Raw genomic sequence first — 25,775 nt, 5'->3', positions numbered from 1 at the left:
TAACTAAGAAAAATGGCACTAGAGACACAACTCGACCCAACTAAATAGAGTTTTTTGCTTTTTTCCCGGTATCCTTGAAAACTTACTCTTCTTCCCACAAAAAAAATGACCTTAGCTTTTGCTAAAGTCATTTCTTTTCCTATTACTCGCTATTAAAAAGTATGTAGTCCAAGCTTTTCGTTGAGTTTTTGATACACAACTTTCATTTCTGGTTCCGTACTCATTTCGATTGCCTTGTCCAAATCAAGCCACGCGATATCACTGTTTTCATCAGGTTTAATATGGATTAATTCGCTTTCACTCGCTTCTAATAAATACGTGACATTTAAGTGAACATGCGTTGCCACATATTTACCTTTTTTCACATGTGCAGGGACTCCTAATATTTCAATGGAGTAAATCTCCTCTGTTACAGGTTTAACGTTTGTCAGTCCTGTCTCTTCCTTTGCTTCTTTCAATGCCACATGCAATAAATCCATTTCACCATCCGCATGCCCACCAACCCAGGACCACGAATTATAGATATTATGGAAAACCATCAGTACTTTCGTACGACTTTCATTCACAAGCCAGGCTGAAGCTGTAAAGTGGGCAAATTCGTTTTCCCTAGTAAATAAATTATTGAATGTATCCATATAGCGAAGAATAATTTCCTGATCCTTCTCTTCTTGTTCATTATAGGGTCTGAATTGCTCAAGCTTTTGTTTAATGTTCATTGCGAATGCTCCTTTATTCCTTTTGTTTATTCTAAAAGCTGTCTATAAATCCTTTGAACTCGTTTAGCCTGTGGTTTTGTCATATATGGTTCACGTTCCCTCAGAACATTTAAAAACTCATCTTTGGTTTCAGTTGTAACAGCAACTAAAGTACTTTCCGCATGCTGCGGGATTTCTTTTGTTCGACATGTTTTCAAATGCTCGATTAGAAACGGAAAAATTCGTTTATGATTCTGTTCATACACAGCTGCTAGTTTGGCTAAAGTAAGGATTCCTTTGTCGGTAGTAATTACAGACCCTATTTTAACAGCCAGCTTAATTGTATGTAAATGTTTCATCAAGACAATGGCACTAATTTCTGCAATCGTTGATAATACTTGCATGGCTCCCCATACTAATCGGTTGTTCGGGCTTTTTAACAAGTTAATAAAAATTTCTGCATAGTCACTAATTAACTCGGGTTTAACTTTCCCGATTTCATAGACAACTTTAATGCAATCCACTTTAATCTTCCTGCTTGGATTTGCTAAGTTTTCTACTATTTCTTGAATTCCCTCAATATTATTTGTTTCCATAAGCTCCCGAGCGAGTTCTATATTGGGACGTTCATCTTTTCTATTAAGCTGTGATGCTAAATTTGTTAGAACCGTCATTTTCTATCCCCCTAAAAATCTAAAGCTTTACCCTAACCTAAAGTCTATTGCTGCTTCGTTTTTTTATAGCCGATTAGCGTCATCTTTTCATTTACTTTTTGCTTAAAATCCGTTCGCTCATATCCCATTTTTTCATATAGATAACAATTCCCTTGTTCCTGCAAAATCGTTTGCAGCTCCCAAGTATTGAACTTCGTGAATAGTTTTTCAGCTTGTTGAATTGCCTGTTGCGCTATTCCCTTCCCTTGATATTCTGGCAGGATAAAAATTGGGCTAATCCAGTAGCTCGTATTTTTCCTGACTACCCGAATTCCACCAACACATTTTTGCTCTACCATGATTTTAAAAAATGAACTATATTGTATTTTTTCAAACAATCGATTGATCGGTTCGTTAGCCGGATTCGTCTCATAATCCAAATATTTTTCTAATAAGGGTTGGAAGGCTTTGGTTTGCACATCATGGAGCACCAGGACATCTCCGGCAGTCGCCTGTATTAATTTAATCTCCAATTGTATAACCCCCAGATTAAATGCATTCATTACATAATTCGCCAAACTTCTCTCTATTCCTTTTAATGATTACGAATACCATCCGCTGGCAGCTATTCACATAACTAAATTGAACTGTGATTATTAAACAACTTTTCAAAACTTTACATACCCAAGTGATAGTAATAGGCATAAAGGTTCATTTCAAACTTTTTTATTTTGTTAAAAAATAGCGTTTTCATTCGGATTATATGGGGATTTATCACAGATTTATATTCTAGCAAAACCATCTATATCATTCTATTAAGCCCTTGAATGATATGTTTTTCCATGTTAAGGTAGTAACCAATATTCTGATATTTTTAATAATTAGAATAAAATCAGCAATTTGAGAGGAGAAATGTTTATGATAAAAGCTATTATTTTTGATTTTGATGGAACCATTATTGATACCGAAACAGCCTGGTATATAACCTTTAGGGACGCCTATAAAACTCACGGGATCGATTTAACCTTAGAGCAATATTCACAATGCCTCGGAACGAGTCTCCATTCCTTTAACCCATACACACACTTAAAAACTCATTACAAACTTCCAATAGATTTAGAGGAATTCAAGCAATTAGTCCAACAACAGCATACTGAAAAGATGACTAAAGAAAGAGTACGTCCCGGCATTCTTAAGTTACTCGAATCTGCCAAATTACAAGGACTAAAAATTGGCCTAGCAAGCAGCTCAGAACGGGCTTGGATCAATAAATTTGTGAATCTACATGGCATTGAAGACTATTTTGAATGCTATTGTACTGCAGAAACAGTTCAAAGGGTAAAGCCTGACCCGGAACTTTACCTACAAGCTTTAGAAAACCTTGGTGTTAAACCTAGTGAAGCAATTGCCATCGAGGACTCCCCAAATGGTGCCCGTGCGGCTGTTGCAGCCGGTATACCAACAGTTGTTATTAAAAACGATATTACAAACCAACTTTCTTTTAGTGAAGGGCATCATACAATTGACTCTCTAGCAAACTATGAATTAGTGGATTTGATTGAGCTTGTTCACCAAGAAGTCCATTCGAGGTAGATCGATTGCTTTGGTGCACAAAATATTTTTCTGGCAGATTTCTTTCAAATAATTCGATTTACCCTAGCTTACCCCAATAACCCTGTCCTGTTCCTGTGATAATCCCCAAAAAGGAGAGTGATTTACTTGAATGATTTGAATATGGAGAGGCCAAAAGCAGTTCACTTTGGTGCCGGAAACATTGGAAGAGGATTTATAGGTCTCATCTTAACTAAATCTGGTTACGACGTCTGTTTTGTGACTCGTAGCCAAACAAAAATCCAACAATTAAACCTTAGAAAAGAATACCCTGTTTGTATTGCAAACGAAACAAAAGAACGAATAACCGTTAGACATGTGGAGGCTGTTTCAACTGAAGATACATTGTCGATCGTCAAGAAAATTGTCCATGCTGAAATCATCACCACTGCGCTTGGTGTAACAAACTTACCTAAAATCGCTGAGTGCATTGCTTTAGGAATCAAGGCAAGAATCATCAAAAACAACAAAAATCCTCTCCACATAATCGCATGTGAAAACACCAATGGAGCAAGTTCAATATTAAAAAAATTCGTATTTTCATACCTATCAAAATCAATGCAAGAACAAGCTTCTAAAATCGTTACCTTTCCAAATACAGTTATAGACCGAATTGTTCCTGCACAGCACCATAAAGATCCCCTCGAAGTAACAGTAGAACCTTATTTTGAGTGGGTAATCGAAAGCTCCCAACTACCCGAAAAACTCCCGACCATCCAAGAAGTTCAATTCGTCGATTCACTCGATGCTTATATTGAGAGAAAACTATTTACAGTGAACACTGCCCATTGCTGTGCTGCCTATTACGGCTATCTCAAGGGCTACTCTACGATTCAAGAAGTCATGATGGACCCAAAATTATCTTTGGATGTACAAAAAGTAATGAATGAAACAGGTGAGATGTTAATTGAAAAATATGACTTGGATGAACAAGAGCATAAGCGTTACATCCGCAAAATATTACATCGTTTCGCAAACCCCCATTTAACAGACAAAATCGTGCGTGTCGGAAGGTCCCCGCTACGAAAACTATCGATAAATGATCGCCTTGTGAAACCAACCGTTCAAGCTTACGAACTCGGTATGGAAATCTCAAATTTAACTAAGGCTATAGCTGCTGCCCTCCATTTCAACTACAACAAAGATCCTGAAGCGGTTAAGCTCAACGAAGAACTTGTAAAACACGATATCCATCTCGTCATTTCAAAATATCTAGGTATTCCTAAAACTCATCCAATTCACGACAAGATTGCGAGCAAATATAAGGAAATTGAAAATAGATTTCTTAAAGTCAAAACGTTAAGCTAAGTAACTTGCATCTCAGGTAAATTCCTCAAAAGTATAAACTTTTGTCTAAATGATGTTAGCTTCAATCATTGTACCCTTCATTCCGACGTTATTTATTTTGCTGTTGTTATAGTTTGTAATAATCCATCTAGTTTACTCACTCCATATGCTCCCCTTTTTGTTAGTACACTCTTTAATCAACCTGCACCAAATCAATGTGCAAATTGTGACAGCTGTGAAAATCTCTACAATGAAGAGGCATTCGACAAAATTTCAGATAAAAGATCCAATACTATTATAATATCTCGATTAATCCCCTAAATCTGAATCCTTAAAATCGACTATCATTCGATTTTATTAGCAAAATAATACATTTCTCGGGAAATAAATCGACAATTCTCAACCATTTAAAAAGCAGAATGGTGATTACCCATTCTGCTCTTTGTTCTTATCCTATTGAAAAATTGCCTCTCCTCATAAAAAAGAGATACTCCCCTGCTAATCATTCCATTAATAAAAAAGAGATTTAGGAAGGAACGGATTAATCAATTTCCTACTTTAAAATTTCACTCGGCTGCCTTACCTGTTTTCTCATTGAGACAACCGGTATAACATCGCCACTAATAAGCTGTGCAACCTCTTCTTCATAAACTTCATAACCGAGTTTTACATACAATTGAACATTTCTCTCTACATTCTTTCTTACCTTACAATGGACTTCTGGGATTGCATTTTGTTTTGCGTAAACTTCAAGAGCTTTTAATAGTTGTTTTGCATAGCCTTTTCCTTGGCATTCTGGTAAAACAGATAATCTATAAAAGTATACATAATTATTTTTCACTTGAAATCGGACCATGGCAACTGGTTTTCGATTCTGATCATATCCTATAAATGCTTGCTCACCATTATCCAAATCCTCTTGAATTGAATATATCGTTTCCTTTAACGCACTTGAGGGCATTCCAACTTGGTCATACTCCAAAAACGCTTGTATCATGATGTTGTGAATAACTAGTGCATTTTTCGAAAGTTCGGTTTGCATATTAATCACCTTTTTATAATAAATATACAAAATTATTAATGGTAATACAATGTGAAATAGTTAGATTTTTCAATTATTTATAAAGTCGAACACCCTCATTTACCTTTTGCCATATCAAAAAAATGCTTATCCAATCTTTTGGATAAGCATTCATATATTAATCTTGTTTTTTAAAGAGACTTCCCGGCCAGAATGAATAACGGCCAAGTACCATTGTAATTGCAGGTACTAATAACGGACGGACAATAAATGTATCAATTAAAACCCCGATTGCAGTGATTACTCCGAATTGAACTAAAACTTGAATAGGTAATGTTGCTAGAATAGCAAATGTACCCGCTAAGATTAACCCTGCAGATGTTATCACGGAACCGGTTTGAGCAATCCCATTCTTTACTGATTCTTTTAGAGTTTGAGTTTTACGGTTCTTCCAAACCTCCGAAATCATAAAGATATTGTAGTCCTCACCAAGTGCAATTAAGAATACAAAGGAATACAACGGAATTGAACTTGCAATCGATTCAGCTCCAAAGAATGCTGTTAACACCAACCAGCCTAATCCTAATGCGGCAAAGAATGAAACTAATACGGTACCTACCAAGTAAATTGTAGCTGGAACCGAACGAAGATACACTAGTAATAGAATCGCAATAATCACGACCATTACGGGTTGAATAATTGATTCATCCCGCTTTTGAACTGTTTTTGTATCTACTTGTGCACTCGTTTCTCCACCGATCCAGTAGCTTTCATCAGCCTCTTCAATACCGGCTTCTTCCAGTATATTTTCAATATCCGCTTTTAATTCTGGCATTAACTCCATCGCTTCATTTGAATAAGGGTTTTCATTCAGATCGGCCTCATAGAGCTGGATATTTGCGTTACTTTCTCCTACAGTTGGTTCACTCACAACATCTATATAAGGAATCTTCGCAATTTGTTCAGTTAAATCAATGTCTGCTCCTTTTGTATCCACGATGATTTGAACAGGTGCTAACTCACCAGGAGAGAAGTTTTCTGCTATGATTGTAAATCCTTCGCGTGAATCCATATCCTCTGGGAAAGAAGATAATATATCATAATTGTATTTAATTTGAGTAGAAGTTAAAGCTAAACCACCTAGAACAACAGCTGTTACGATGATTACTAGCCAAGGTTTGTTTGTTACAAACTCACCGATTTTCGTCATCACGGGATGCTTTGGCTTTGGAGCTTTATAAGGTTTATTTTTACTTTCTGCATGTTGTCGCACCATATCGTCTGTACGAGGTACAAATGGGAAGAATGCTACACGTCCTAATATTGCTAAAATAGCTGGCAACAGTGTTAATGCTGCAAATCCCATCACGAATATGGCAAAACTAAATGGAACAGCGAAACGCTGAAATGCCCCAAAATTGGCTAATCCTAAAGTAGCCAAACCGATGAATACAGTCAACGCACTCATCATAATCGCGCCGCCAGATTCTTTCATAGCTAAAGAGAGCGCTTCAAACTTATTTTCCACTTCTTCTAATTTTTCACGGTAACGGGTAATCAAAAATAAACAATAGTCTGTTCCAGCACCAAATAGCAATACCAACATGATTGAGACCGCTTGTGCATCTTTATCAATCCAGCCATTTTCAGCAAACCAACCCAGAAGTGGGCTAATGACACCATAAGCAATTCCTACTACAACAATTGGTGTAATAGCTAAAATTGGCGAACGGTAAATCACGAATAGTAATACTAAAATCAAGATTACCGTTGTAATCATTAACTTTACGTCTGCTTGCATAAATAAGTTTGTAGCATCTACCGAAATACCTGCCGGACCAGAGAAACGTGCATGCAACACATCCTCATTCATGTTTGTCTCATACGGATTCTCGCCAAATTGTTCTTCCGTAATGTCACTGATTTTTGCTAGATTTTCTTTCAATGTATCTGTATTGGCTTTTTCATCAAAAAATACAGGTGTTACGATGGACGTACCATTTTCGGAAACGCTACCTAAAAGTGCCTCTGTTGGCAGGTCACCAAACGGTGGAAGTGTTGTTTGGGCGTTTAACGGATTCTCGGCTAACTCTTGATAAAGACCTTGAATAGATTGTAAATCCTCCCTCTCAAGACCAGCCTCCTTATACCAAACAATTAATAACGGAATGCCTGAATCAGAAGAAAATTGCTCATCGATGATAGCACTTGCCTGTTCACTCATAACATCTTCTGGTAAATCACTCCCGCCGTAGTTTTCAATGCTATTGATTTGAGGTAAGGTTATGGACAAAACTACTACAATAAGCAGCCATAATGTAAGCGTTATCCAACGGGATCGTTTATTTCCTACGACATTTCCCCACTTTTCTAACGGGTGTTTAGACATGCTTTCATCCCCTTTTCATTTTTAGTTCGTTACGAAAAAAACGCTAGGGTTTTGCTTCCCTAGCGTTTATTGTAGACTATTCAGTAAATCTTTTCCTGCTTTACGTATAATGAAGAGACAAGGAAAAATTACTACGAAAAGAAAAACATTATTGGAATGAACCCTGTCCTAACAACAGTTTACACTTCTTTATAATACCATTCTACAAACGTTTTACCTTCCAGTTTTAATTATATTAATATAACCAAATCCGCACTTACCTCAAAACAACATCAATTATTTTCTTCCTTCGCTCCGAAGACCGTCACAATTTCGTCACTCTTTTTTCGTTCTACCGCTTTTGGAATGTCATCGAAATAACCCATTTGCAGCATAGAAATAAGTCTTTCTCCCGACTTTACACCAAGTGCCTCACGAAATTCTGGCGCATCTAAGAAATCTGGTGTTTTCCAGCAGGAGCCGATACCGTAATCCCATGCAAGCAATTGGATGTTTTGAATAAACATACTTGCAGCTGCAAAATCCTCCAAACGTTGTTTTTGACGTACATCTTCAGGAACAATTACAAATGCATATGCCCCTGGTAAAGTGAATTTTTGCATCTGTTTTTCTAATACATCTTCAGAAAGCTCTTTCCATTTTGGAATGGCCGTATCGCGTAAAAGCTTATGCAGATCAAAAATTTCGCTCCCGCATGCCACAACTAGTCGCCAAGGCTCTCTATTTTTATGATTTGGTGCCCAAACAGCATCGTCGATAATTTGTAGTAAATCTTCGCGATCGACTGGCTGACCATTAAATTTTTTAATCGAACGTCTTCCAATTATAGCTTCGCGAACAGATAAAGATTGTTGGTCCATTTGTTTCTCTCCTTAAAAGAAATTAACTAAATATAGAACTATAGTAATATGTTAACCTCATAATTAACCTTAACATATATTCTGGACATTTAAAATATACATAGCAATTTCCCAATTATATACAGAGAGAGCTGGTTCATAATTGTTTATTAATGAAATACATCATCAATTTTAAAGAAATAGTACCGAATGTTTGGTGTATAAGCTAATGAGTTGGAGTAATCATAATGCCGATCTGCACTATCTGCCGTATGGGCATGGATATACGGGACACCATCGACCATACTTGTCACAATTGTTGTATGATCTACAACACCATTTCCTTGAAAATCGTAACAAATTACATCCCCGATTTGCAGCTCGGAGGGATTCTGTACCTGCTTTGCGGTTAATCCTGACTTTGCATTTTGTAAATACCAGCGAAAACTATGTGCTACAGACCAGCTGTAGCTCCACGATTCTTTGGAATAGTGACCTTCCCCCCTATGCCCACTTCTCCATGCATCCGTAATCCACCAACCTCTTCCCCGATTTGGCGCACCCGACATAGGTGCCCCGCCTGCACGTAAACATTGCGAAATAAAGTTCGTGCAATCCACTAAAAATGCCGGATATGCCGGATTTTTTTTATCCCACCAAGCTCTTGCATATTCAACAGCTGCATTACGATTGTAATAAGTCGGAATTTACTTAACCTCCTTTTTTTCATTCTATGCATTTATTTGTTCATCTTTCGTATTTTTGAAAACCGAAAGGGAAATTGTGACAATTATTTATTAATGCGGTATGCTTAAAGAAAAGAAACTTATATTTTGCTACAATAAATCTAATTTATTTTTTAATGAATGTTGAAATTTTATATTAAAAATATTACAAATACTTGAGGCTTGATATATTTTGTAGATAGAATTCATATTTTACTTCCAATGGAACAGATACTTATACTAGATAACTTGATTGAGAGGATGTTGGAATTGTCGCAGCACGCTGAAAGAGAAATAACTGAACTAACAAGGCTTTGTGATAAAAAGGGAAATTTAAATCCAGAGGCTATTGGCTTTGCTCGTAAACCTATCATCGATTGCAACTTATCTGGTCACTATTTAAGGAAGAAAAAATGGAATAACTGGTATATTTACGGAGAAGAAATTCTGTTTTCTATTTCAATTTATCATTTAGATTATGCTGCCATCTGCTTCGTCAACTTTTTGGAATACGAAACACAACGATTCTTTAAAAAGGCAATCACGATTCCCCTCGGTATAGGCAGCAAGTTAAAAATGCCAACTAGAGTATTAGAACCGATTCAATTTAAAAATAATGAGATTCATATTCATATTACGTATTTTCAAAACCAAACTTTTTTAAAAGTTACTTCTGATAACTTTGATAGCGAGCCCCTTCTTTCGGAATTGAATATCCACCATCCAAAAGAAGATGATACTTTAAATGTTGTCGTTCCTTGGAATCGTCAAACCTTCCAATTTACCGCAAAGCATCATACGCTACCTACTTCAGGTTTTGTGAGGCTCGGAAACCGACTATATAATTTTAATGAAGAAGATTGCTATAGCGTACTAGATTTCGGTCGTGGGGTTTGGCCGCGTGAGGCAAAGTGGAATTGGGCAATGGCTTCTCAGCGAGTTCGCGATCAACGAATTGGTTTAAACTTTGGTGGGCAATGGACGGATGGAACTGGTATGACGGAAAATGCCGTTTTCGTTAACGGACATATGACCAAAATCCATGAAGATGTGTTATTTAACTACGATCCTTCAAATTTCATGAAGCCATGGTACATCACATCAAAATTCTCGGATACAGTGATGCTGACCTTCCATCCCTTCTTTGAACGATATGAAGATATGGATAGAAAGCTAGTGAAATCCCATACACAACAATTAGCAGGCTATTTTAATGGGCAAATCAAACTCGATGACGGCTCTACTCTGCCGATTCAACAAATGCTAGGTTGTGTTCAATCACACCAGGCAAAATGGTAAAAAAAGTGACCGTTTGAACTATGAAACGGTCGCTTTTTACTGTAGTTAGGGGATTGTGTGCGGATAGCACCTTATGCGTACGGTTAACCTCTTACTGCTAAAACATACCCTATGTGTGCACATAGCCTTTTATTGCTTACACAATACACCAAAATACGTATGACTACTCTTCTATGAGTACGTTACGCTTTCCAAAAAACGAAAGCATCGTCTCCGGCTCATCGGTAAAGATAGCATCTACTCCAGTGTTAGTAAGCAATGCAGCATGCTCCACTTCGTTTACTGTCCAAACTCTCACTACAGAACCTTTTTCGATAGCTTCCCGTACCGGGCGACGAACGGCAGATGGCAATGAGACATGGAGTGCCTTCGCAGGAAGTTTTCCTTGGTACTCCGCAATATCTAAAATCGTATTGACGAAAAGTGCCGCATTCTCAAGGTTTGGAGCCAGTTCAGCTACACGAGCAACCGCCTCATGATCAAAGGATGAGATGACTACTTGTTCCAGCATTTCTAGTGATTCAACTTCGCGCAATACCAGTTCCTCTAATCCTGAATAAACAAAAATATCGGACTTCAACTCAATGTTTACGTGAAGGTCGGTACTACGGAAAACAGACAGTACCTCCTTTAGAGTAGGAATTCTCGCACCTGCAAACTCCTTACTGAACCAACTACCATAATCAAATTCACGTAACTCTTGCAGTGTCATATCTTTCACAAAGCCCTTTCCGTTCGAGGTACGGTCGATGGTTTCATCATGAATGACGACAACTTGCCGATCTTTTGTTAAGTGGACATCAAACTCAACGCCATCAATTGGAAGATTGGCTGCTGCATAAAAAGCAGCTAAAGTGTTTTCAGGATATTTTGAGGAATACCCACGGTGAGCATAAATTTTCATAACAAGACCATCCCTTTGCGAGAATTTTTTTGAAAACTATATACACTATCTCTAATTCTAAAATCTATACTATCAGTCGAAAATTAACCATTCATTGTCACTATTTTAAATTTATGTAAATATCCTATCTAATTCCCTTTCTATCAATGAACGTATTCGCTTTTCATCCCATTTCACTAGTCCCATCAAAATATGAAGTGCAAGCCCATCAACTAATGCATGTAAATGAACAGTTTCTTCCTCTAAATGAATATCCTTCTTTAAAAAACCACTTTCATTTAATTTATTCATCATCGATACCATCCCCTGATGAACCGAATCCTCCCGAAGCTCTTTTTTTCGTAATTTATAAGAAATATATTCCAACCACACCTGCATTTCGATTGTTCTTTTCCCAATAGGAATTAGCTCCATTAGCATATTCAATACTAGTTGCTTTGGTGGTTGAGGCTGCTTTGCATGTTCCATAATTCGTTCAGTTACTTGTTCTTCCACTAACGCCATAGCAAACTCAAGTAACTCCTCTTGAGTATTGAAGTAGTGTCGAACTGCTCCAAGGGAAAGATTTGCCTCCTTTGCAATTGAACGTACCGAAGTCCCTTCCAACCCGTCTCTAGCAATAACATTCCATGTCGACTTGGCAATTAACGCTTTTCTTTCTTCATGATTCACTATTTTTGGCATAACGTAATTATAGCATTATTTAATACAGTTGTATTATTTAAACTATCGTGTTATTATTTTAATACAGTCGTATTAAATAAAATCAAAAGGAGCTACTATAAGTGATTAAATGGATTATTGCTGCTGAAATTTTGTTTTGGATTGCTATTTTTGCAGGGCTCTTTACACGCTATGTTTTACATCAAAAACGTTTAAGCCTTCTGTTGTTTTTATTAACTCCCCTTATTGATTTAGCGTTAATTGCCTTAACTGTAGTCGACTTACAATCTGGTTCTGCAGCTACAATTGCACATGGAATTTCTGTTATTTATATTGGTGTCTCCATTGCCTATGGAAAAACAATGATTGCTTGGGCAGACAATATATTTCAAACCTATTTTTTAAAAAAGGAACCTGCGAAAAAGAAGTTATACGGAGTTGAAAAAGGCCTTTACGAATTAAAAATGTGGGGTAGGCATGTTTTTGCTTACGCAATTGGCAGTGTACTCTTTTGGCTAATCATCACTTTTGTAAACTCTAACTCTACTGAAGCATTATTTAATGTATGGAGAATTTGGTCCATTGCTTTACTTATCGATGGAGGAATCAGCCTCTCTTATCTTGTGTTCCCGAAAAGAGCCGCATCTAAATAATCTACGAAAGGTGTATGGAAGATCATTGCATACACCTTTTACTATTCTTCCTTTCCTAATCCTGAGCAAATTTACAATCTCAATCTCCGAACTCACAAAAAAATTCATCAGATTGTTGGAAACTTATAATAATCTTCCAGCCATGCAACCTTCCTAACGGCTTTCCACAAATGAAATATGCTACAATTTATCCGAATTCATAAGTTTGGAGGTTTTTTTATGTTAAAAAAATTCCTGCCCTTTTCGTTTATCTTCTTATTTACTTTTGTGAATAACGCATTTGCGCATACACATATTGAAAGCTCCTCCCCGCAAAGTGAAGAAGTACTGATTGAGGAACTAAAGGAAATTACACTAACCTTTGAAGGGAAAATTGAACAAAGTAGTTCATTCACACTTCAAAATGCCGCTGGGGATTCTATTCCTGTGGATAATATCTCCATATCCGAGAATGTACTGACTGGCTCTCTTACAAATCCCATTGAAAACGGAGAATACCTTATTATCTGGAATATTATCGGTGCTGATGGCCATTTAATCGAGGGAGAGATTCCCTTTACAGTTGATATGCCTATAACAGAAACAAACGACCATACAGAAGAAGAATCTGTAAATATGGAAGTTACTGATGCTGACCTCTTAATGGATACAGAGGAAACTGCATCAAATCTTGAAGAAGAATTAGCTGTGGAAGAAGCGCCTGCCGAAAATACATCTTCCTCTTATTTAGTACCATCACTAATTGGTGTACTTATTCTGATTGTTGTAGGAAGCTTCCTCTTCATCGCTAAAAGGAAACAATAGATGATGGTTTTATTAGGTATTGTTAGTCAGGCATTGGTTTATCTTTGTTTCGCTATCTTAATAGGTAGTTTTATATTATTTTTAATCTCAGAAACTAGGCGACCAACTCTTCTAGTGCCAAAGAGGGCATTACTTGCTGCTACACTTGGTCTTGCGCTTTTTTCATTTTTCCCAGTACTTCAAATCTTGTTGTACTTAGTACCGAAGACGGGCTTTTTTGAAACGATACAATCTGTTTTATTTACATTTGAAGTTGGAAAGGCTTGGTTCTTTACATTCATTGTTTCGGTGATTTTATTTATATACATTAGCCTTTTCGATGATTGGACAAATAAATTCTATATTGGGATTGGTTTAGCCCTTACCTTCCTTTTAATATTAGCTTTAGGTTGGTCAAGTCATGCGAGCTCCTACAATCAGTTGCTCGGATTTGTTAGTGATACGATTCACTTTGCAGCCGTATCCATTTGGGTTGGCATATTGATTGTAATCAGTTGGTTTTCTAAAAATCATCTGCACTGGTCAAACTTTTTAAAATGGTTTACGCCTGTTGCTATAGTTTGTTTTACAGCGACGATTGTTAGCGGTCTTCTTTTGATGGACATCATTGTGGAGGATTATACAAATTCTTGGCCACTTTCATATGGGCAAACACTGTTAATGAAGCATTTATTAATCATTCCATTAGTCGTTTTTGCAGCGATTAACAGTCTATTGATTAAAAAGAAAGTCCAGAAGGATGCGAGCTTTAATCCCATTCCATGGGTAAAAGCCGAAAGCGTACTTATGCTGCTCATTTTTTCCGCGACTGCTGCACTAGGGCAACAATCGCCGCCAAGGGAAACAGCTATTTCGAGCAACAATGTCTCGCAACTATTTAACATACTCTACCAAGGGCAAATTCATCAAAATATGAGTGTTCAATTTGCACCAAATGCAACAGCAATTATGTTAGGTGTTTTGACTCTTTTGTTCTTGGTATTAATGATTCTTTCTTTCATAAAGAAAATGCCCGTTATTATGACCTTTATAATGGGGATATTTCTTGTTTTTACCGGCTACCTTTCCTTAATACTCAGCATTCAATAAAATAGTAATAGCCGTTTCCAATCTACATTCTGGAAGCGGCTTTTATTTACCTTAAGCTGAGTACTTACACACTCCCCTTTTTCTCATATACTCTCGCATTACTCGTTCACATGAATTATCTGAAAAAACTTTATACAAAACTTCACTTCATAAGGAAAATTTAGTAAGATTAATATCTAGCTTTTTTTGCACGTTATTACTTAATGAATGGAGGATTGATCTTAAGTGGCCGAGCAATATGAACAAAACACTATTCAGCATCCTGATTTCCAAAAAGAAGTGGAACGATTAGAATATACCAAACAGTATATGGGGGAGCTTCTTGAGGCTTCACAAAGGGATTTAAAAGCTGTTCAAGACAAGATTAAAGAATCGATGGCGAACCTTGAATATATCGATTCCAGTGATAGTTACATCAATATTTTAACGAACTCTCGTTTTTTCGAATTAGCTTTAAATCAAAAAGAAAGCTTAGAAGCCGTTAAGAAAAAGCCTTACTTTGCCCGCATCCATTTCCAACGAACAGGAGAGCTTGAGGAGCTTTTGTATATTGGCAAAACCTCTCTTTTCCATAACGAAACCTTTGAGCCCATTATTGTGGATTGGCGTTCTCCCGTGGCAAATGTTTATTACGACGGTCGTCTCGGTGAAATTTCTTATCCGGTACGTGATGAAGTTTATACTGGGCATTTATTCTCGAAACGGCAATATAAAATTGAAGATGGCGAGCTTTTGAGCTTTCAGGATGTTGATTTAACAACAAATGATGATTTGTTGCAAGAGGCATTATCTGGAAAGGCCGATGTGCGATTGACCGAAATCGTCGCAACCATTCAAAAAGAACAAAATGAAATTATCCGCGCCCATTTAAAACAGCCGATTCTCGTACAAGGAGCTGCCGGAAGTGGAAAAACAACCATTGCTCTTCACCGAATCTCATACTTCCTATATACGATGGGCGAACATTTTAACCCTGAACAACTAATGATCCTAGCACCAAACAAATTATTTATCGAATATATTGGTGACGTATTGCCAGAGCTGGGTGTGGAACAAATTTGCCAAACAACCTATGCAGAATACGTCCAAAATGCTACAGGAGTCAAATTAAAATTACAAAATCCTAACGAGCAGCTTGAAACAATTGTTGAGGAAGGGCTTGATGGACTTCCCTCTTTCAACATCCCTCAAATTAAAGGATCACTATTTTACCGCGAACTACTTGACCGTTATCTCAAAGTTCACGAGCGAAATCTAGCAAGTTTGTTTAATGAGGATGTATTTATAGAAAAATACCGGATTATGCGCGGAAGTCACTTGAAGAAGCTATTTTTGGAAGAGTTTGCCTACATGCCTATTGAAAAGCGTATTGAACGCATCAAAAAAGTTGTGCAAACGGAAGTAAAACGAAAATCCAAGTCTGTTCTTTCGTCGTTAAATACTCGTTACGAAGATATGATTGGGAAAGCTTTAAGTGGCCTTCGCGACCCGGACAAAAGACGCGAAACCGTCACAAAATTCATAGACGAGCGTGATGAACGAATTCCTAAAATCACGGCGGAAGTAAAATCGACGGCCACTTCATATATGAAACGGTTCGAGAAAGCAAAAATCAAAAAAATGTATCGAAAGCTTTTAACCGACCGACAGCTCCTACAAGAACTTGCACCAGAGTGGACTTTTGATCAACAGGAGAAATTTTTGCAGGCCCATATAAAAGAAAGATGGGCATTAGAGGATTTAGCCGCTCTTTATTACTTGCATGCAAAAATCAAAGGCATCGAGAATCAATGGAAGATGCGAGTAGTCTTTATCGACGAAGTTCAGGATTATAGCTTATTCCAATTAGCCGCCTTACAAAGTGGGCTTGATACTGACATGTTTACAATGGTTGGAGATTTAGCACAGGGAATTCATAGTTATCGTTCTTTGACGGAATGGGATTCTGTACTTGAGCTGTTCCCTCGCGCAAATTACTTTACTTTGCAAAAAAGCTATCGAACGACAATTGAAATAATGGAAGTAGCTAATAAAATTCTCATGAAAATGGATGAAGATTTGCCATTAGTTGAACCGGTTGTTCGACACGGCCATGAACCTACCTTTGTGCAGGCTGACAGCTTTGAATCAGAGAAAATCAACGAATTATACCAGTCTATTGGTCAAAATGGTCATAAATCGATTGCACTTATTTGTAAAACAACAGCTGAAGCCACAAATTATACGAAGCTATTAAACCAGGCAGGCGTTCCTGCTGAAATGTTGAGTGAAGAATCAGAGTTAGGCGGTGCAAAGCTTCTCGTTCTCCCAAGTCACCTGGCAAAAGGACTTGAGTTTGATGCAGTCATCATCGCAGCATTTGACATCCCTTACTTTGATACTGCCATTGACCGAAAGCTTCTATATGTTGCCTTAACTCGCGCCATGCACGAATTGTATTTAGTTGGACCAGGGTTAGACGTCTTTTTACTTAACGAAGTATCTGGAACAGTAAAAAAAGAGTAAGAAGAAGAAAATCTCGAAATAGATAAAAGCTGTTCAAAGTCCTTTAAGACTAGGAACAGCTTTTATTTTCTTGGTGGAATTCGGACGAAGGAACGCTTTTTTGCCGCTCTTTTTGAAAATATTTGTCGAAGAAGCTTGAATAACACTCTTCTTCTCTTGAGATCAATATCCTTGGATTGAGGTAAGGCAGGAATTCGCATATTAGATCACTCCTTTATTTAAATATATTAAAAAAAGATCTATATTATGCATCTCATGTGATAGTTTTTACAATTTCTTTTTTAAATCGGCCTTTCCAAGAAAGAAGTACTCTCTAAAAAAGTAAGGCCTAATCCAAAAAATTTGAATTAGACCTGGTAAAAAACTAGAACTTCGTTAATAAGAAAATGGTTTTACTCTACTTCGCCTTCCCAAGCAATCATACCACCACTCATATTTGTTGCATCGAATCCTTGGCTTTGTAGAAACTCTGTCGCCTTGCCACTTCGACCACCTGAACGGCAAACCATAATATATGGTATATTTTTATCCAGTTCATTAGTACGGAATTCGAGTAGCCCTAGCGGAATATGTGTAATACCCGGAATATGACCTGCTTGAACTTCATCAACTTCACGCACATCAATTAAGTTTAACTTTTCACCGTTCTCTAAACGGCTTTGCACATCTTGAGGTGTAATTTCTTTCACCTTACTTCTCCCCCTTAAAATTCCAGTGGCTTAAACCTCCACGAACATTCGTTATATTCTTGTAGCCACGTCTTTTTAATTTTTTGCAAGCTTGATTACTTCTAATTCCTGTTTGGCAGATAACTACTATTTCTTTATCCTTTGGTAAATCTTTAAATTTGGATTTTAGCGGAATATTTTGAAACTGTTGAATATGTTGCGCTTTATATTCAATCGGAGAACGAACATCTACAAATACTTTATCCGGATCGTGTAAGACTGTTTTTAGCTGCTCTGTAGTGATTGTTTTAACCCCCTTGGCCGGTGTTAATCGGTACACGATTAACGCAACAAGGATAATAATCAGAATCCATTCTATCACTGGTGCTTTCACTCCTATTATATGCCTATTAAGTTTAACTTTTTTGATCACTTATAACTATTATACACGAGAACTAGGAGAAAGCCTTCAGGAGAAGTTCTGTTTGGAGTATATTAATTTTATGAGTAATTCAACTTTTTTTCTCTATTAAACTGGATTATTATTAACTTTATCTAGCTTTTGTGTACACTTTGATAGACACAAAAGGTCCCCTATTTCTGTAAGTCGGGATTGAGTTAAGTTAAAAAGTATATTCCATGCCGTGGGTGATTTTAAGCCCCAACTGAGTAGAGTTATATCTAGTGGCTAACAAGATTATTCAGATGGAAAATTCCGCGGGAACCGCATAAATATGAAGCACAAATGTATTACCTGAAACGAAAGCTCGCGTGAGTCGTAAATACGCCAAGTCGTATTGAATTAATAGGGGGATATCTATGAAGATTAGAGCAGCTAGATTAGAAGATGCAAAAGCGATAGCCAAAGTTCAAGTAGATACATGGCGAACTACGTATAAAAATATTGTTCCTGAGGATTATTTAAGAAATATGTCGTATGAGCATCAAGAAAGCATTTGGAAACAAATTATTCCACAATGCTATGTTTATATAGCAGAAACTCGCAGTGGTGAGATTATTGGATTTGCATCTGGAGGAAGGGCCGTTAACGGAGAATACGACGACTATCCCGGCGAACTAACTGCTATCTATATATTAGAAGAATATCAGAGTCAAGGAATTGGCAGATTACTCTTTGAAGCCATTGTTAGAGGTGTTCATGCTTTAGGATTCCGATCCATGATTCTCTTCGTTCTAGAAGACAATCCGGCTAAAGACTTTTACAGGGCAATTGGGGGGCAATTACTGGATCGTGTTGAAATCGAGATTGGCGGAAAAATTCTATACGAACTCGTTTATGCTTGGGATGATATAAGCGAAGTTTTAAATAATGCCAACTAATAAGAAGAGGTGTGGTTCTTTATCGACCATACCTCTTTTTTTGCAACAGAGATTTGAAGCTGCCTTATCCCCCTTTATGCTAATGAAAAGCGAGCATATTCATGATATTTTGGTGTTTTATCCAAGTGAGTCTCATAAAGTACAACTTCATCAACTGTAAATGAAAGACGGTCTTCGAATTCTTCTAGCTTTACTATGTCAAAATCGTTTTCACCCTGCCATTTCCGAGCTAATGTAATGTGGGGCCTAAACGGTTTTTTATCCAATTGAAAACCGATTTCCATACACTGGCGATGAACCTTCTTTTGAACCTGATTCAGACTATCTGATTGTTCTACATCTCCCCAAAAAATACGTGGTTTCTTGTGCGGCCCAAACGTTCCTATCTTATTTAATGTTAAGATGAATGGACTTTCTTCTATTAAAGTTTGTGACATTGTATTGAGCACTTCTTGTTTCATGCTTTCTTCAGCAAAGCCTAAAAATGCTAAGGTGATATGGTAATCCTCATGATGGACCCATTTTGCGAATGGAAAATCTGCTTTATTTTTCTCTACCCACTCTTTTAAATAGTCCTTCACTTCTTTTGGAAGCTTGGCTGCTAGAAAATAATGATGCTTACTCAATCTTTTCCACTCCTCAAATATGGCGATTTCTACCTTTATTTTATATTAAAAGTAATCCTCTAGATAAACATCCAATAGTATGTGTTTTTGTTTTCCAGTGTATGTTTTAGTGAACATTTTATCCTTTTACCCTTAACATGTCCCTATTCCCTTCCTCTGAAGTTGATAAGTAAAAACCAGCCATGGAAAACTCCTTATTCATTCACCCAAATTAATAAATAAATATTAAAGATACTATAACTTGTACTTTCTAATCATCTTCACGTTAGTATAAATATCACTCAAATCATTAAAAAAATTGCTTTTTAAATATTTCATATTATTTTTTTCCTATAGTACATCTATCTACTTCCCTTTAACGATACTGAATATCTTGTATATGCAAGGCAGTTAATAATGAAAGGAGGTTAAAACATGGCATTAGTAAACAATAATAGAACTGAGCTTACTAAAGCAGAAGCTGAAGCTGAAGCAAAAGTTAGAAATGCTAACAAAGTTGAGAGCGAAATTGATAATGACAATGAAAATGACACTGAAGTAAAAAACAGTAATACTGCTAAAACAATCTTCAGTGGAAACTCAGATGTAAAATTCCATTTCCATTTCAACGTAAATGCGAAATCTGAATCTGAATCAGAAAACGAGAATGAAAATGAGAATGAAGATGAACATTCTTTATTCGGTTAATTCTCTAAATTAACGAATAGTTTGGTTCACTTCTAATCTATTCGTTTTCCATCTGCAAAGATAGTAAAAACAACTTAGAAGGGAGATTACAAAATGGCACTAATTAATAACAATAGAACTGAAATCATGAAAGCGGCAGCAGAAGCTGAGGCTGCAGTTAAAAATGATAACAAAGTTGATAGTGAAATCGATAACGACAATGAAAATGAAACTGAACTAAAAAATAGTAACACTGCTAAAACAATTTTCAGTGGAAATTCTGATGTAAAGTTCCGTTTCCATTTCAATGTAAATGCTAAATCTGAGTCTGAATCAGAGAATGAGAACGAGAATGAAAACGAAAATGAACATTCTCTATTAGGTTAACTAATTAAATTGAAGAGATTGGGATAATAATTTATCCCAATCTCTCACTATTAAAGTTGGCATCTATAAACTCTAAATGAATGGGGGAAAAAATAATGGATCAGAAAAGAACGTCTACTATAAAATCAAAACAACAGGAAAGACAAATTTTATCTCTCATAAACTCGATTCAAAGTTTACAGGAGACGAGATTAGATGATGATTCATCAAATGAGAAGCATCCACTTTCTAAAATGTTGGCAGATGCACTTTCAGATTTAGTTAACCAACATAAAACAGAAAAAGAGCCTAACCATGAAACAAAAAATAATAATACTTCAGAGATTAGCAATAGTGGGAATTCCGATATTGATATAAAAATTAACATCGATTTATCATCCATAGCCTTTGCTGTGTTGTATTCCTTATTTGCTTCAAAACAACTCTCTAAAGATGAGCTTGAAACCGCCCTAAATAGACTAGAGGTCTTAAAGCAAAATGAATAGTACACAACCCTCGATGCAATTTTGAAGTATCCAGACTAACCAAATTTGAATTATTTACTCTCTACTTGAATGAAGCGAGCATATGAACTTAGTAATTTGCATACCTAACTATTCTTTTAAGAAAGTATGCTCTTTAGCCGGTTTATAACATCAAACGAGCAGGCTAACCACCATTGAGGCTTCATTCCCCTCCACGTTCGTATCTTTTCATTTAATCGAAGCCCCAAAGACAAAAGAATTCACAAAGATAGTGTATATCTATTTTAATGGGATCTGTAACCTCAAGAATCAAAACCCCGAGGGAACATATCCTCAAAATTTTGTTCAGCTTTATGAAACAATTTTCAACCCAATGCTCGCACATAAAATAATGAAAATACATATTATTCTTTTCCAATCTTTTGATTCCCCATAAAAAAGCATCCCTACGATTGTACCTCCGACAACCCCGATTCCAGTCCAGATTGCATAGGCTGTGCCCATTGAAATTGTGTGCATAGAGTAGTCCAGAAGAAACAAGCTAATACCAAAACCAATCGCTAAAAATACAAGCGGCTTCCAATTACGACTGACACTATATTGATTCAACATGGCTACCCCAAAAGTTTCAAATAACCCTGCTACGATTAAAGCGACCCATGCCATTATGCTTCCTCCTCCTTTTTATCATCTGTTACAAGCTTTAAGCCAATCACACCAACTAGTAACAAAACAATTAATAGTATTTTAATAATGTTAAATGGTTCGCCAAAGAACAGAATCTCAGAAAGAACCGCTCCAGCAGTCCCCAAACCTACAAATACTGCATAGACCGTACCTGTTGGAAGGGTTGAGGTTGCCTTAATCAATAAATAATTACAGATTCCGATTGCTATAATCGTACCTATCCATTCCCAAATCTCATCTGCATGGGCCAAACCAATAACCCAAAATACTTCTAGCAATGATGCCAGTAAAACCTTGAACCACGCCTTCATGTGAAATCCCTCCTAAATTAAAATAAAAAAGCCTGGAAGATATTAAAAAATATCTCCCAGGCTTTTATCCTTCCGTGTCACGCTATGCGTAGTTTTCTCTCGGACCAGTCTATCGATCAATCGATACGGAACCCTAGAAAACTTTTCTCATAATCCAATTGTCTTGTATTATGTCACATATTTATTTCCGTTTCAAGTCCACTCTAAAAAGATACCTTTCTATGAGCTTATCAGAAGTTTCCAAACAACTCTGATTTCAGATATCATAAAGGAAAGGGCTACGTGCAAGGAGGGGCGACAATGGATAAAGATAAACAGAACGAATTTGAACCAATCAGCGAAGAAGAATTGATTGAATTAGTCCTGGAAGAACAAAAAAAGGCTTTAGAAAAGGAACGGGAAAAAAGATTATCCGGGGTGCATGAAACAAAGAAACGTTCAAAGCCTGTTCGCCTTTTTGCCTGGATAATGGCAGCAATGCTTGCCTTTAGTACATTTGCCGTGATTTTAGAAATTTTCTCAATTCCGGCTATTGAGTTTTTAAAGGTATCTACAAAACTCTCTGGTCAGGAAGATATTCAACGCTATAAAGAAGCTGTTGTTGAAATTCAAACGAATGATGGAAAAGGAACAGGTTTTGCCATAACTGAGGACGGTTATATTGTAACGAATGATCATGTGATTGAAGATGCCCTTACCATTACAGTCATCTTCCCGGATGAAAGCCTCTATAAAGGTGAGGTTATTGAGACCTATCCTGACATTGATTTAGCTATTCTTAAAGTGGACGGTGAAGAACTCCCCTACTTAACACTGGCCGATTCGTATTCGCCCACTCAAAATGAATCCATTTACTTTATTGGAAACCCTTTGTATTTTACCGGGATAGCCAATGAAGGGAAGGTAATTGATTACAAGCAGCTTTCAGATTGGGAAGAAAAAGTATTAATGTTAGATGCGCCCGTCTATCGTGGTAATAGTGGAAGTCCAGTTATTAACCTTGAAGGGCAAGTAATTGGAATTATTTTTGCCACGATTAAAGATCCATCTCACGGACGAGTTGGATTATTTATTCCGATTGACTTGCTCCATGAAAAAAAACTATTTTAATTTTACAATAACAAAATACATTTCCATTTTAAAAAAAGACGATTAATGAGACTTGATATGATAATTCTAGTATTTCAAATTTTTGTCAACTTGATTTACAAAATTGCTTTATCAATAAAACAAAAAGTACTTGTCCGGATTGATTCCAGCAAGTACTTTTCATTTGTTATTTCGCTACACTTTCTAAAACATTGTCAATAATTTGACCGTTCGCAATCGCACCTGTATATAACCAGCTAGTTTCTGGACCAAATTCATACACATTCCCTGCTTTTACCGCCGGGATGCTTTTCCACAATGCGTCGCTTAAAGTTGTATTTTCACTGCCATCACTGTTTACTAAGAATAAGTAGTCTGCATCCAGCTCAACTAATTTCTCAAGAGAAACAGCATTCCAGTTGTTCTCGGCGTTAGCTGAAATTTCCTCTACGACTGCCGGCACTTTAAATCCTAAATCATTATAAAGTACATCGCCACTTGATAGCTCTTGATTTACGACAAAGAAGCTTCCTCCTACTAACCAAATAGCAGCAGCTGACTTTTGGCCAACTTTTTCTTCAATTTGAGCTTTTGCTTCTTCCGCTTTTGTTTCGTAATCAGAGATTACTTCTTCCGCTTTATCTTCCATTGCAAAGATGCTACCTACTGTTTTAAGCTCTTCTCTCCAATCATTATTTAACTCAGCTCCAATAACATATGTAGGAGCAATCGCACTGTATTGAGCATACTTTCCGCCCTCTACCATGCTAGCTGAGTCCATAATGATTAAATCTGGCTCAAAGCTTTGTACTTCTTCAAAAGGAAGATCGTGATTGATTAAGTCAACATCTTTTAGATAATCCTGTAAGTAGCGTTGAGTACTTGACCCATCTTTTACCGACCATTGTGCGATAGGTGTAACCCCTAGGGCTAATAATGGATCTTCCAAATAGGATGCTATGACACGTTGTGGATTGCCAGGTACTTCAACTTTGTTTCCTAAAGCATCAGTAAGAGTACGAGTTTCTGATCCTGCTTTTTCCGTCGATACTTCAGCTGTATTTGAATCATCTGTCTTTGGTGTTTCTTCAGCTTTATCTCCACATGCAGCTAAGGCTAACGCCAAAACACCAAAAGATACTATTTTTAAAGGCTTAGTTGATTTAAAGAAAATGCCCATTTTAATCCTCCTGATAATATGTTAAAATTTAGTTTGGTTTTACTCATTGATAATGATTATCATTTATATTAAATGCTAAATAATCAAGATAGTCAACAATTTTTCATATAGGTATAAAGAAAGTAGGCTTTTAAGTATGGCTCAGCCAAAAAAGATATCTCAACATTTACATAACACCTTAAAAGGAAAACCCTATGTTTCATTGATACTTGGATGTGTGGGTATCTTATCACTTATATTCCTTGGCATTACGTCAATCTTATATGGGGCTAGCTCCATCAATGTCGCTACCATTGTTGAAAGTATTTTTCACTTTGATGATAGCAACTCCCAGCATGTGATTATCAGAGAGTTGCGAATTCCGCGTGCCATTGCAGCAATTGCTGTAGGTGCAGCATTAGCAGTTTCAGGTGCCATTATGCAAGGTATGACGAAAAATCCGCTTGCTTCCCCTTCTATCATGGGCGTTACAGCTGGATCTTCCTTTGTACTTTCACTTGCTATGGCCATTCTACCATCCCTGCCATATCAATCACTTATACTTTTTTCGTTTATAGGAGCTGGTGTAGGTGCATTTTTAGTATTTGGCATGGTTGCGTTGGCTAAGGGTGGGATTACTCCTATCCGCTTAGTATTAGCAGGTTCGGCAATAACATCCTTACTAACCTCGCTATCGACCATCATTAGTATTCGATTTGATATCGCTAAAGATATTAGCTTTTTCTATGCTGGTGGGGTTTCTAGTATTCAAATGCATCATTTAACCTTTGCTTTTCCCGCTATTGGTATAGGTTTAGTATTGGCCATATTCTTGTCTCGATCCATTACAGTATTGAGCCTGGGAGAGGATATTGCCAAAGGTTTAGGGCAAAATACAACTCGTATACAATTATTCGGTACAATTACTGTCTTAATATTAACTGGAGCGGCTGTTTCCATTGCTGGTATGATTGGATTTGTCGGTTTAGTCATTCCACATATTACACGTTTCTTTGTCGGTCTGGATTACCGTTTTATCATTCCATGCTCAGCCATTCTAGGAGGGCTATTACTTCTAGGAGCTGATATTGTTGGGCGAATGGTAAATCCTCCATTTGAAACACCCGTTGGAGCAATCACAGCTCTAGTTGGTGTACCTTTCTTTCTTTACTTAGCTAGAAAAGAAGGGAGAACTTTAAATTGAACTCACAACGGATCAATTCACGAAAATTTACAAGTT

The 25,775-nt window shown here is 36.9% G+C and carries 28 protein-coding genes and 1 riboswitch; of the genes, 13 read left to right on the top strand and 15 right to left on the bottom strand.

From position 1 onward, the window contains the following. Window positions 1-152: 152 nt before the first annotated feature. Genes C1N55_RS01785 through C1N55_RS01775 form a run of 3 tightly spaced genes read right to left on the bottom strand, consistent with a single transcriptional unit; the run spans window position 153 to window position 1,881 of the window. Window positions 153-716 (bottom strand): NUDIX hydrolase, encoded by a 564-nt coding sequence (locus tag C1N55_RS01785; RefSeq protein ID WP_137727212.1) that lies wholly within the window; start codon window positions 714-716, stop codon window positions 153-155. A gap of 26 nt (window positions 717-742) precedes the next feature. Next, window positions 743-1,369: a hypothetical protein gene (locus C1N55_RS01780; RefSeq protein WP_137727211.1), complete on the bottom strand. Its 627-nt coding sequence runs from the start codon at window positions 1,367-1,369 to the stop codon at window positions 743-745. A gap of 44 nt (window positions 1,370-1,413) precedes the next feature. Continuing rightward, complete coding sequence (locus C1N55_RS01775) at window positions 1,414-1,881, bottom strand: GNAT family N-acetyltransferase (RefSeq protein WP_205758507.1); 468 nt, start codon at window positions 1,879-1,881, stop codon at window positions 1,414-1,416. Between the two features lie 385 nt (window positions 1,882-2,266). On the opposite strand from C1N55_RS01775, the gene C1N55_RS01770 reads away from it, so the two are divergent. Together C1N55_RS01770 and C1N55_RS01765 are read left to right on the top strand one after the other, a co-directional pair. Continuing rightward, window positions 2,267-2,941 (top strand): HAD family hydrolase, encoded by a 675-nt coding sequence (locus tag C1N55_RS01770; protein WP_137727209.1) that lies wholly within the window; start codon window positions 2,267-2,269, stop codon window positions 2,939-2,941. A gap of 126 nt (window positions 2,942-3,067) precedes the next feature. Then, window positions 3,068-4,267, top strand: a complete 1,200-nt coding sequence (locus tag C1N55_RS01765) for a mannitol-1-phosphate 5-dehydrogenase (protein WP_240758351.1) — start codon at window positions 3,068-3,070, stop codon at window positions 4,265-4,267. A 532-nt stretch (window positions 4,268-4,799) separates the two neighbouring features. Here C1N55_RS01765 and C1N55_RS01760 read toward each other — a convergent pair. The 4 genes from C1N55_RS01760 to C1N55_RS01745 all read right to left on the bottom strand — a co-directional run bounded on the left by C1N55_RS01760 (window position 4,800) and on the right by C1N55_RS01745 (window position 9,202). Beyond that, entirely contained in the window at window positions 4,800-5,288 is a 489-nt protein-coding gene (locus C1N55_RS01760; protein ID WP_137727207.1) for a GNAT family N-acetyltransferase, read from the bottom strand. 157 nt (window positions 5,289-5,445) lie between these two features. Continuing rightward, complete coding sequence (locus tag C1N55_RS01755) at window positions 5,446-7,656, bottom strand: MMPL family transporter (protein WP_137727206.1); 2,211 nt, start codon at window positions 7,654-7,656, stop codon at window positions 5,446-5,448. Window positions 7,657-7,928: 272 nt separating this feature from the next. Beyond that, entirely contained in the window at window positions 7,929-8,516 is a 588-nt protein-coding gene (locus C1N55_RS01750) for a nitroreductase family protein (protein ID WP_137727205.1), read from the bottom strand. A 149-nt stretch (window positions 8,517-8,665) separates the two neighbouring features. Beyond that, window positions 8,666-9,202, bottom strand: coding sequence for an amidase domain-containing protein (locus C1N55_RS01745; RefSeq protein ID WP_137727204.1), 537 nt, complete (start codon window positions 9,200-9,202; stop codon window positions 8,666-8,668). A gap of 288 nt (window positions 9,203-9,490) precedes the next feature. On the opposite strand from C1N55_RS01745, the gene C1N55_RS01740 reads away from it, so the two are divergent. Continuing rightward, window positions 9,491-10,519, top strand: coding sequence for a DUF2804 domain-containing protein (locus tag C1N55_RS01740; protein ID WP_137730496.1), 1,029 nt, complete (start codon window positions 9,491-9,493; stop codon window positions 10,517-10,519). 163 nt (window positions 10,520-10,682) lie between these two features. Here C1N55_RS01740 and C1N55_RS01735 read toward each other — a convergent pair whose 3' ends face one another. Both C1N55_RS01735 and C1N55_RS01730 read right to left on the bottom strand, forming a co-directional pair. Next, window positions 10,683-11,423: a glycerophosphodiester phosphodiesterase gene (locus C1N55_RS01735; RefSeq protein WP_137727203.1), complete on the bottom strand. Its 741-nt coding sequence runs from the start codon at window positions 11,421-11,423 to the stop codon at window positions 10,683-10,685. A 111-nt stretch (window positions 11,424-11,534) separates the two neighbouring features. Continuing rightward, window positions 11,535-12,107: a TetR/AcrR family transcriptional regulator gene (locus C1N55_RS01730; RefSeq protein ID WP_137727202.1), complete on the bottom strand. Its 573-nt coding sequence runs from the start codon at window positions 12,105-12,107 to the stop codon at window positions 11,535-11,537. A gap of 101 nt (window positions 12,108-12,208) precedes the next feature. On the opposite strand from C1N55_RS01730, the gene C1N55_RS01725 reads away from it, so the two are divergent. The 4 genes from C1N55_RS01725 to helD all read left to right on the top strand — a co-directional run bounded on the left by C1N55_RS01725 (window position 12,209) and on the right by helD (window position 17,137). Continuing rightward, window positions 12,209-12,739: a hypothetical protein gene (locus C1N55_RS01725; RefSeq protein ID WP_137727201.1), complete on the top strand. Its 531-nt coding sequence runs from the start codon at window positions 12,209-12,211 to the stop codon at window positions 12,737-12,739. A 219-nt stretch (window positions 12,740-12,958) separates the two neighbouring features. Further along, entirely contained in the window at window positions 12,959-13,543 is a 585-nt protein-coding gene (locus tag C1N55_RS01720) for a copper resistance CopC family protein (protein ID WP_168193770.1), read from the top strand. Continuing rightward, complete coding sequence (locus tag C1N55_RS01715; protein WP_240758350.1) at window positions 13,544-14,632, top strand: copper resistance D family protein; 1,089 nt, start codon at window positions 13,544-13,546, stop codon at window positions 14,630-14,632. A gap of 309 nt (window positions 14,633-14,941) precedes the next feature. Then, the gene (helD, locus tag C1N55_RS01710) at window positions 14,942-17,137 is read left to right on the top strand and encodes an RNA polymerase recycling motor HelD (RefSeq protein WP_205758534.1); all 2,196 of its coding nucleotides are present in this window, start codon (window positions 14,942-14,944) and stop codon (window positions 17,135-17,137) included. Between the two features lie 392 nt (window positions 17,138-17,529). Here the strand turns inward: helD and C1N55_RS01705 are convergent, their stop codons facing one another. Both C1N55_RS01705 and C1N55_RS01700 read right to left on the bottom strand, forming a co-directional pair. Further along, window positions 17,530-17,826 carry a rhodanese-like domain-containing protein gene (locus C1N55_RS01705; protein WP_137727199.1) on the bottom strand — a complete coding sequence of 99 codons (297 nt, stop codon included), beginning with the start codon at window positions 17,824-17,826 and terminating at the stop codon, window positions 17,530-17,532. A 1-nt stretch (window position 17,827) separates the two neighbouring features. Further along, window positions 17,828-18,184 (bottom strand): rhodanese-like domain-containing protein, encoded by a 357-nt coding sequence (locus tag C1N55_RS01700; protein ID WP_137730493.1) that lies wholly within the window; start codon window positions 18,182-18,184, stop codon window positions 17,828-17,830. 440 nt (window positions 18,185-18,624) lie between these two features. Between C1N55_RS01700 and C1N55_RS01695 the strand changes: the two genes are divergently transcribed. After that, the gene (locus C1N55_RS01695; protein WP_205758505.1) at window positions 18,625-19,146 is read left to right on the top strand and encodes a GNAT family N-acetyltransferase; all 522 of its coding nucleotides are present in this window, start codon (window positions 18,625-18,627) and stop codon (window positions 19,144-19,146) included. A gap of 74 nt (window positions 19,147-19,220) precedes the next feature. On the opposite strand, the gene thpR is transcribed toward C1N55_RS01695, so the two are convergent. Beyond that, a complete protein-coding gene (thpR, locus tag C1N55_RS01690) occupies window positions 19,221-19,772 on the bottom strand; it encodes an RNA 2',3'-cyclic phosphodiesterase (RefSeq protein WP_137727197.1) in 552 nt (183 codons plus the stop codon). Window positions 19,773-20,186: 414 nt separating this feature from the next. On the opposite strand from thpR, the gene C1N55_RS01685 reads away from it, so the two are divergent. The 3 genes from C1N55_RS01685 (at window position 20,187) to C1N55_RS01675 (ending at window position 21,310) form a co-directional block, all read left to right on the top strand. Next, a complete protein-coding gene (locus C1N55_RS01685) occupies window positions 20,187-20,459 on the top strand; it encodes a hypothetical protein (RefSeq protein WP_137727196.1) in 273 nt (90 codons plus the stop codon). Between the two features lie 93 nt (window positions 20,460-20,552). Then, window positions 20,553-20,825, top strand: coding sequence for a hypothetical protein (locus tag C1N55_RS01680; RefSeq protein WP_137727195.1), 273 nt, complete (start codon window positions 20,553-20,555; stop codon window positions 20,823-20,825). A gap of 95 nt (window positions 20,826-20,920) precedes the next feature. Next, window positions 20,921-21,310, top strand: a complete 390-nt coding sequence (locus C1N55_RS01675; protein ID WP_137727194.1) for a hypothetical protein — start codon at window positions 20,921-20,923, stop codon at window positions 21,308-21,310. Window positions 21,311-21,640: 330 nt separating this feature from the next. On the opposite strand, the gene C1N55_RS01670 is transcribed toward C1N55_RS01675, so the two are convergent. Further along, window positions 21,641-21,955 carry a DMT family transporter gene (locus C1N55_RS01670; protein ID WP_137727193.1) on the bottom strand — a complete coding sequence of 105 codons (315 nt, stop codon included), beginning with the start codon at window positions 21,953-21,955 and terminating at the stop codon, window positions 21,641-21,643. Next, window positions 21,955-22,287: a DMT family transporter gene (locus C1N55_RS01665; protein WP_137727192.1), complete on the bottom strand. Its 333-nt coding sequence runs from the start codon at window positions 22,285-22,287 to the stop codon at window positions 21,955-21,957. Before C1N55_RS01665 ends, C1N55_RS01670 begins: the two co-directional genes overlap by 1 nt. Window positions 22,288-22,338: 51 nt before the next feature. Continuing rightward, window positions 22,339-22,435, bottom strand: a riboswitch (guanidine-I (ykkC/yxkD leader). Window positions 22,436-22,587: 152 nt separating this feature from the next. On the opposite strand from C1N55_RS01665, the gene C1N55_RS01660 reads away from it, so the two are divergent. Further along, window positions 22,588-23,397 (top strand): S1C family serine protease, encoded by an 810-nt coding sequence (locus tag C1N55_RS01660; protein WP_137727191.1) that lies wholly within the window; start codon window positions 22,588-22,590, stop codon window positions 23,395-23,397. 166 nt (window positions 23,398-23,563) lie between these two features. On the opposite strand, the gene C1N55_RS01655 is transcribed toward C1N55_RS01660, so the two are convergent. After that, window positions 23,564-24,556 (bottom strand): ABC transporter substrate-binding protein, encoded by a 993-nt coding sequence (locus tag C1N55_RS01655; protein ID WP_137727190.1) that lies wholly within the window; start codon window positions 24,554-24,556, stop codon window positions 23,564-23,566. Between the two features lie 136 nt (window positions 24,557-24,692). On the opposite strand from C1N55_RS01655, the gene C1N55_RS01650 reads away from it, so the two are divergent. Continuing rightward, window positions 24,693-25,739 carry a FecCD family ABC transporter permease gene (locus C1N55_RS01650; RefSeq protein ID WP_137727189.1) on the top strand — a complete coding sequence of 349 codons (1,047 nt, stop codon included), beginning with the start codon at window positions 24,693-24,695 and terminating at the stop codon, window positions 25,737-25,739. Window positions 25,740-25,775: the final 36 nt, after the last annotated feature.

This window comes from Lysinibacillus sp. SGAir0095 (assembly GCF_005491425.1).
Lineage (GTDB): Bacteria > Bacillota > Bacilli > Bacillales_A > Planococcaceae > Ureibacillus.
This window is presented reverse-complemented; position numbering and strand designations above follow the sequence as displayed.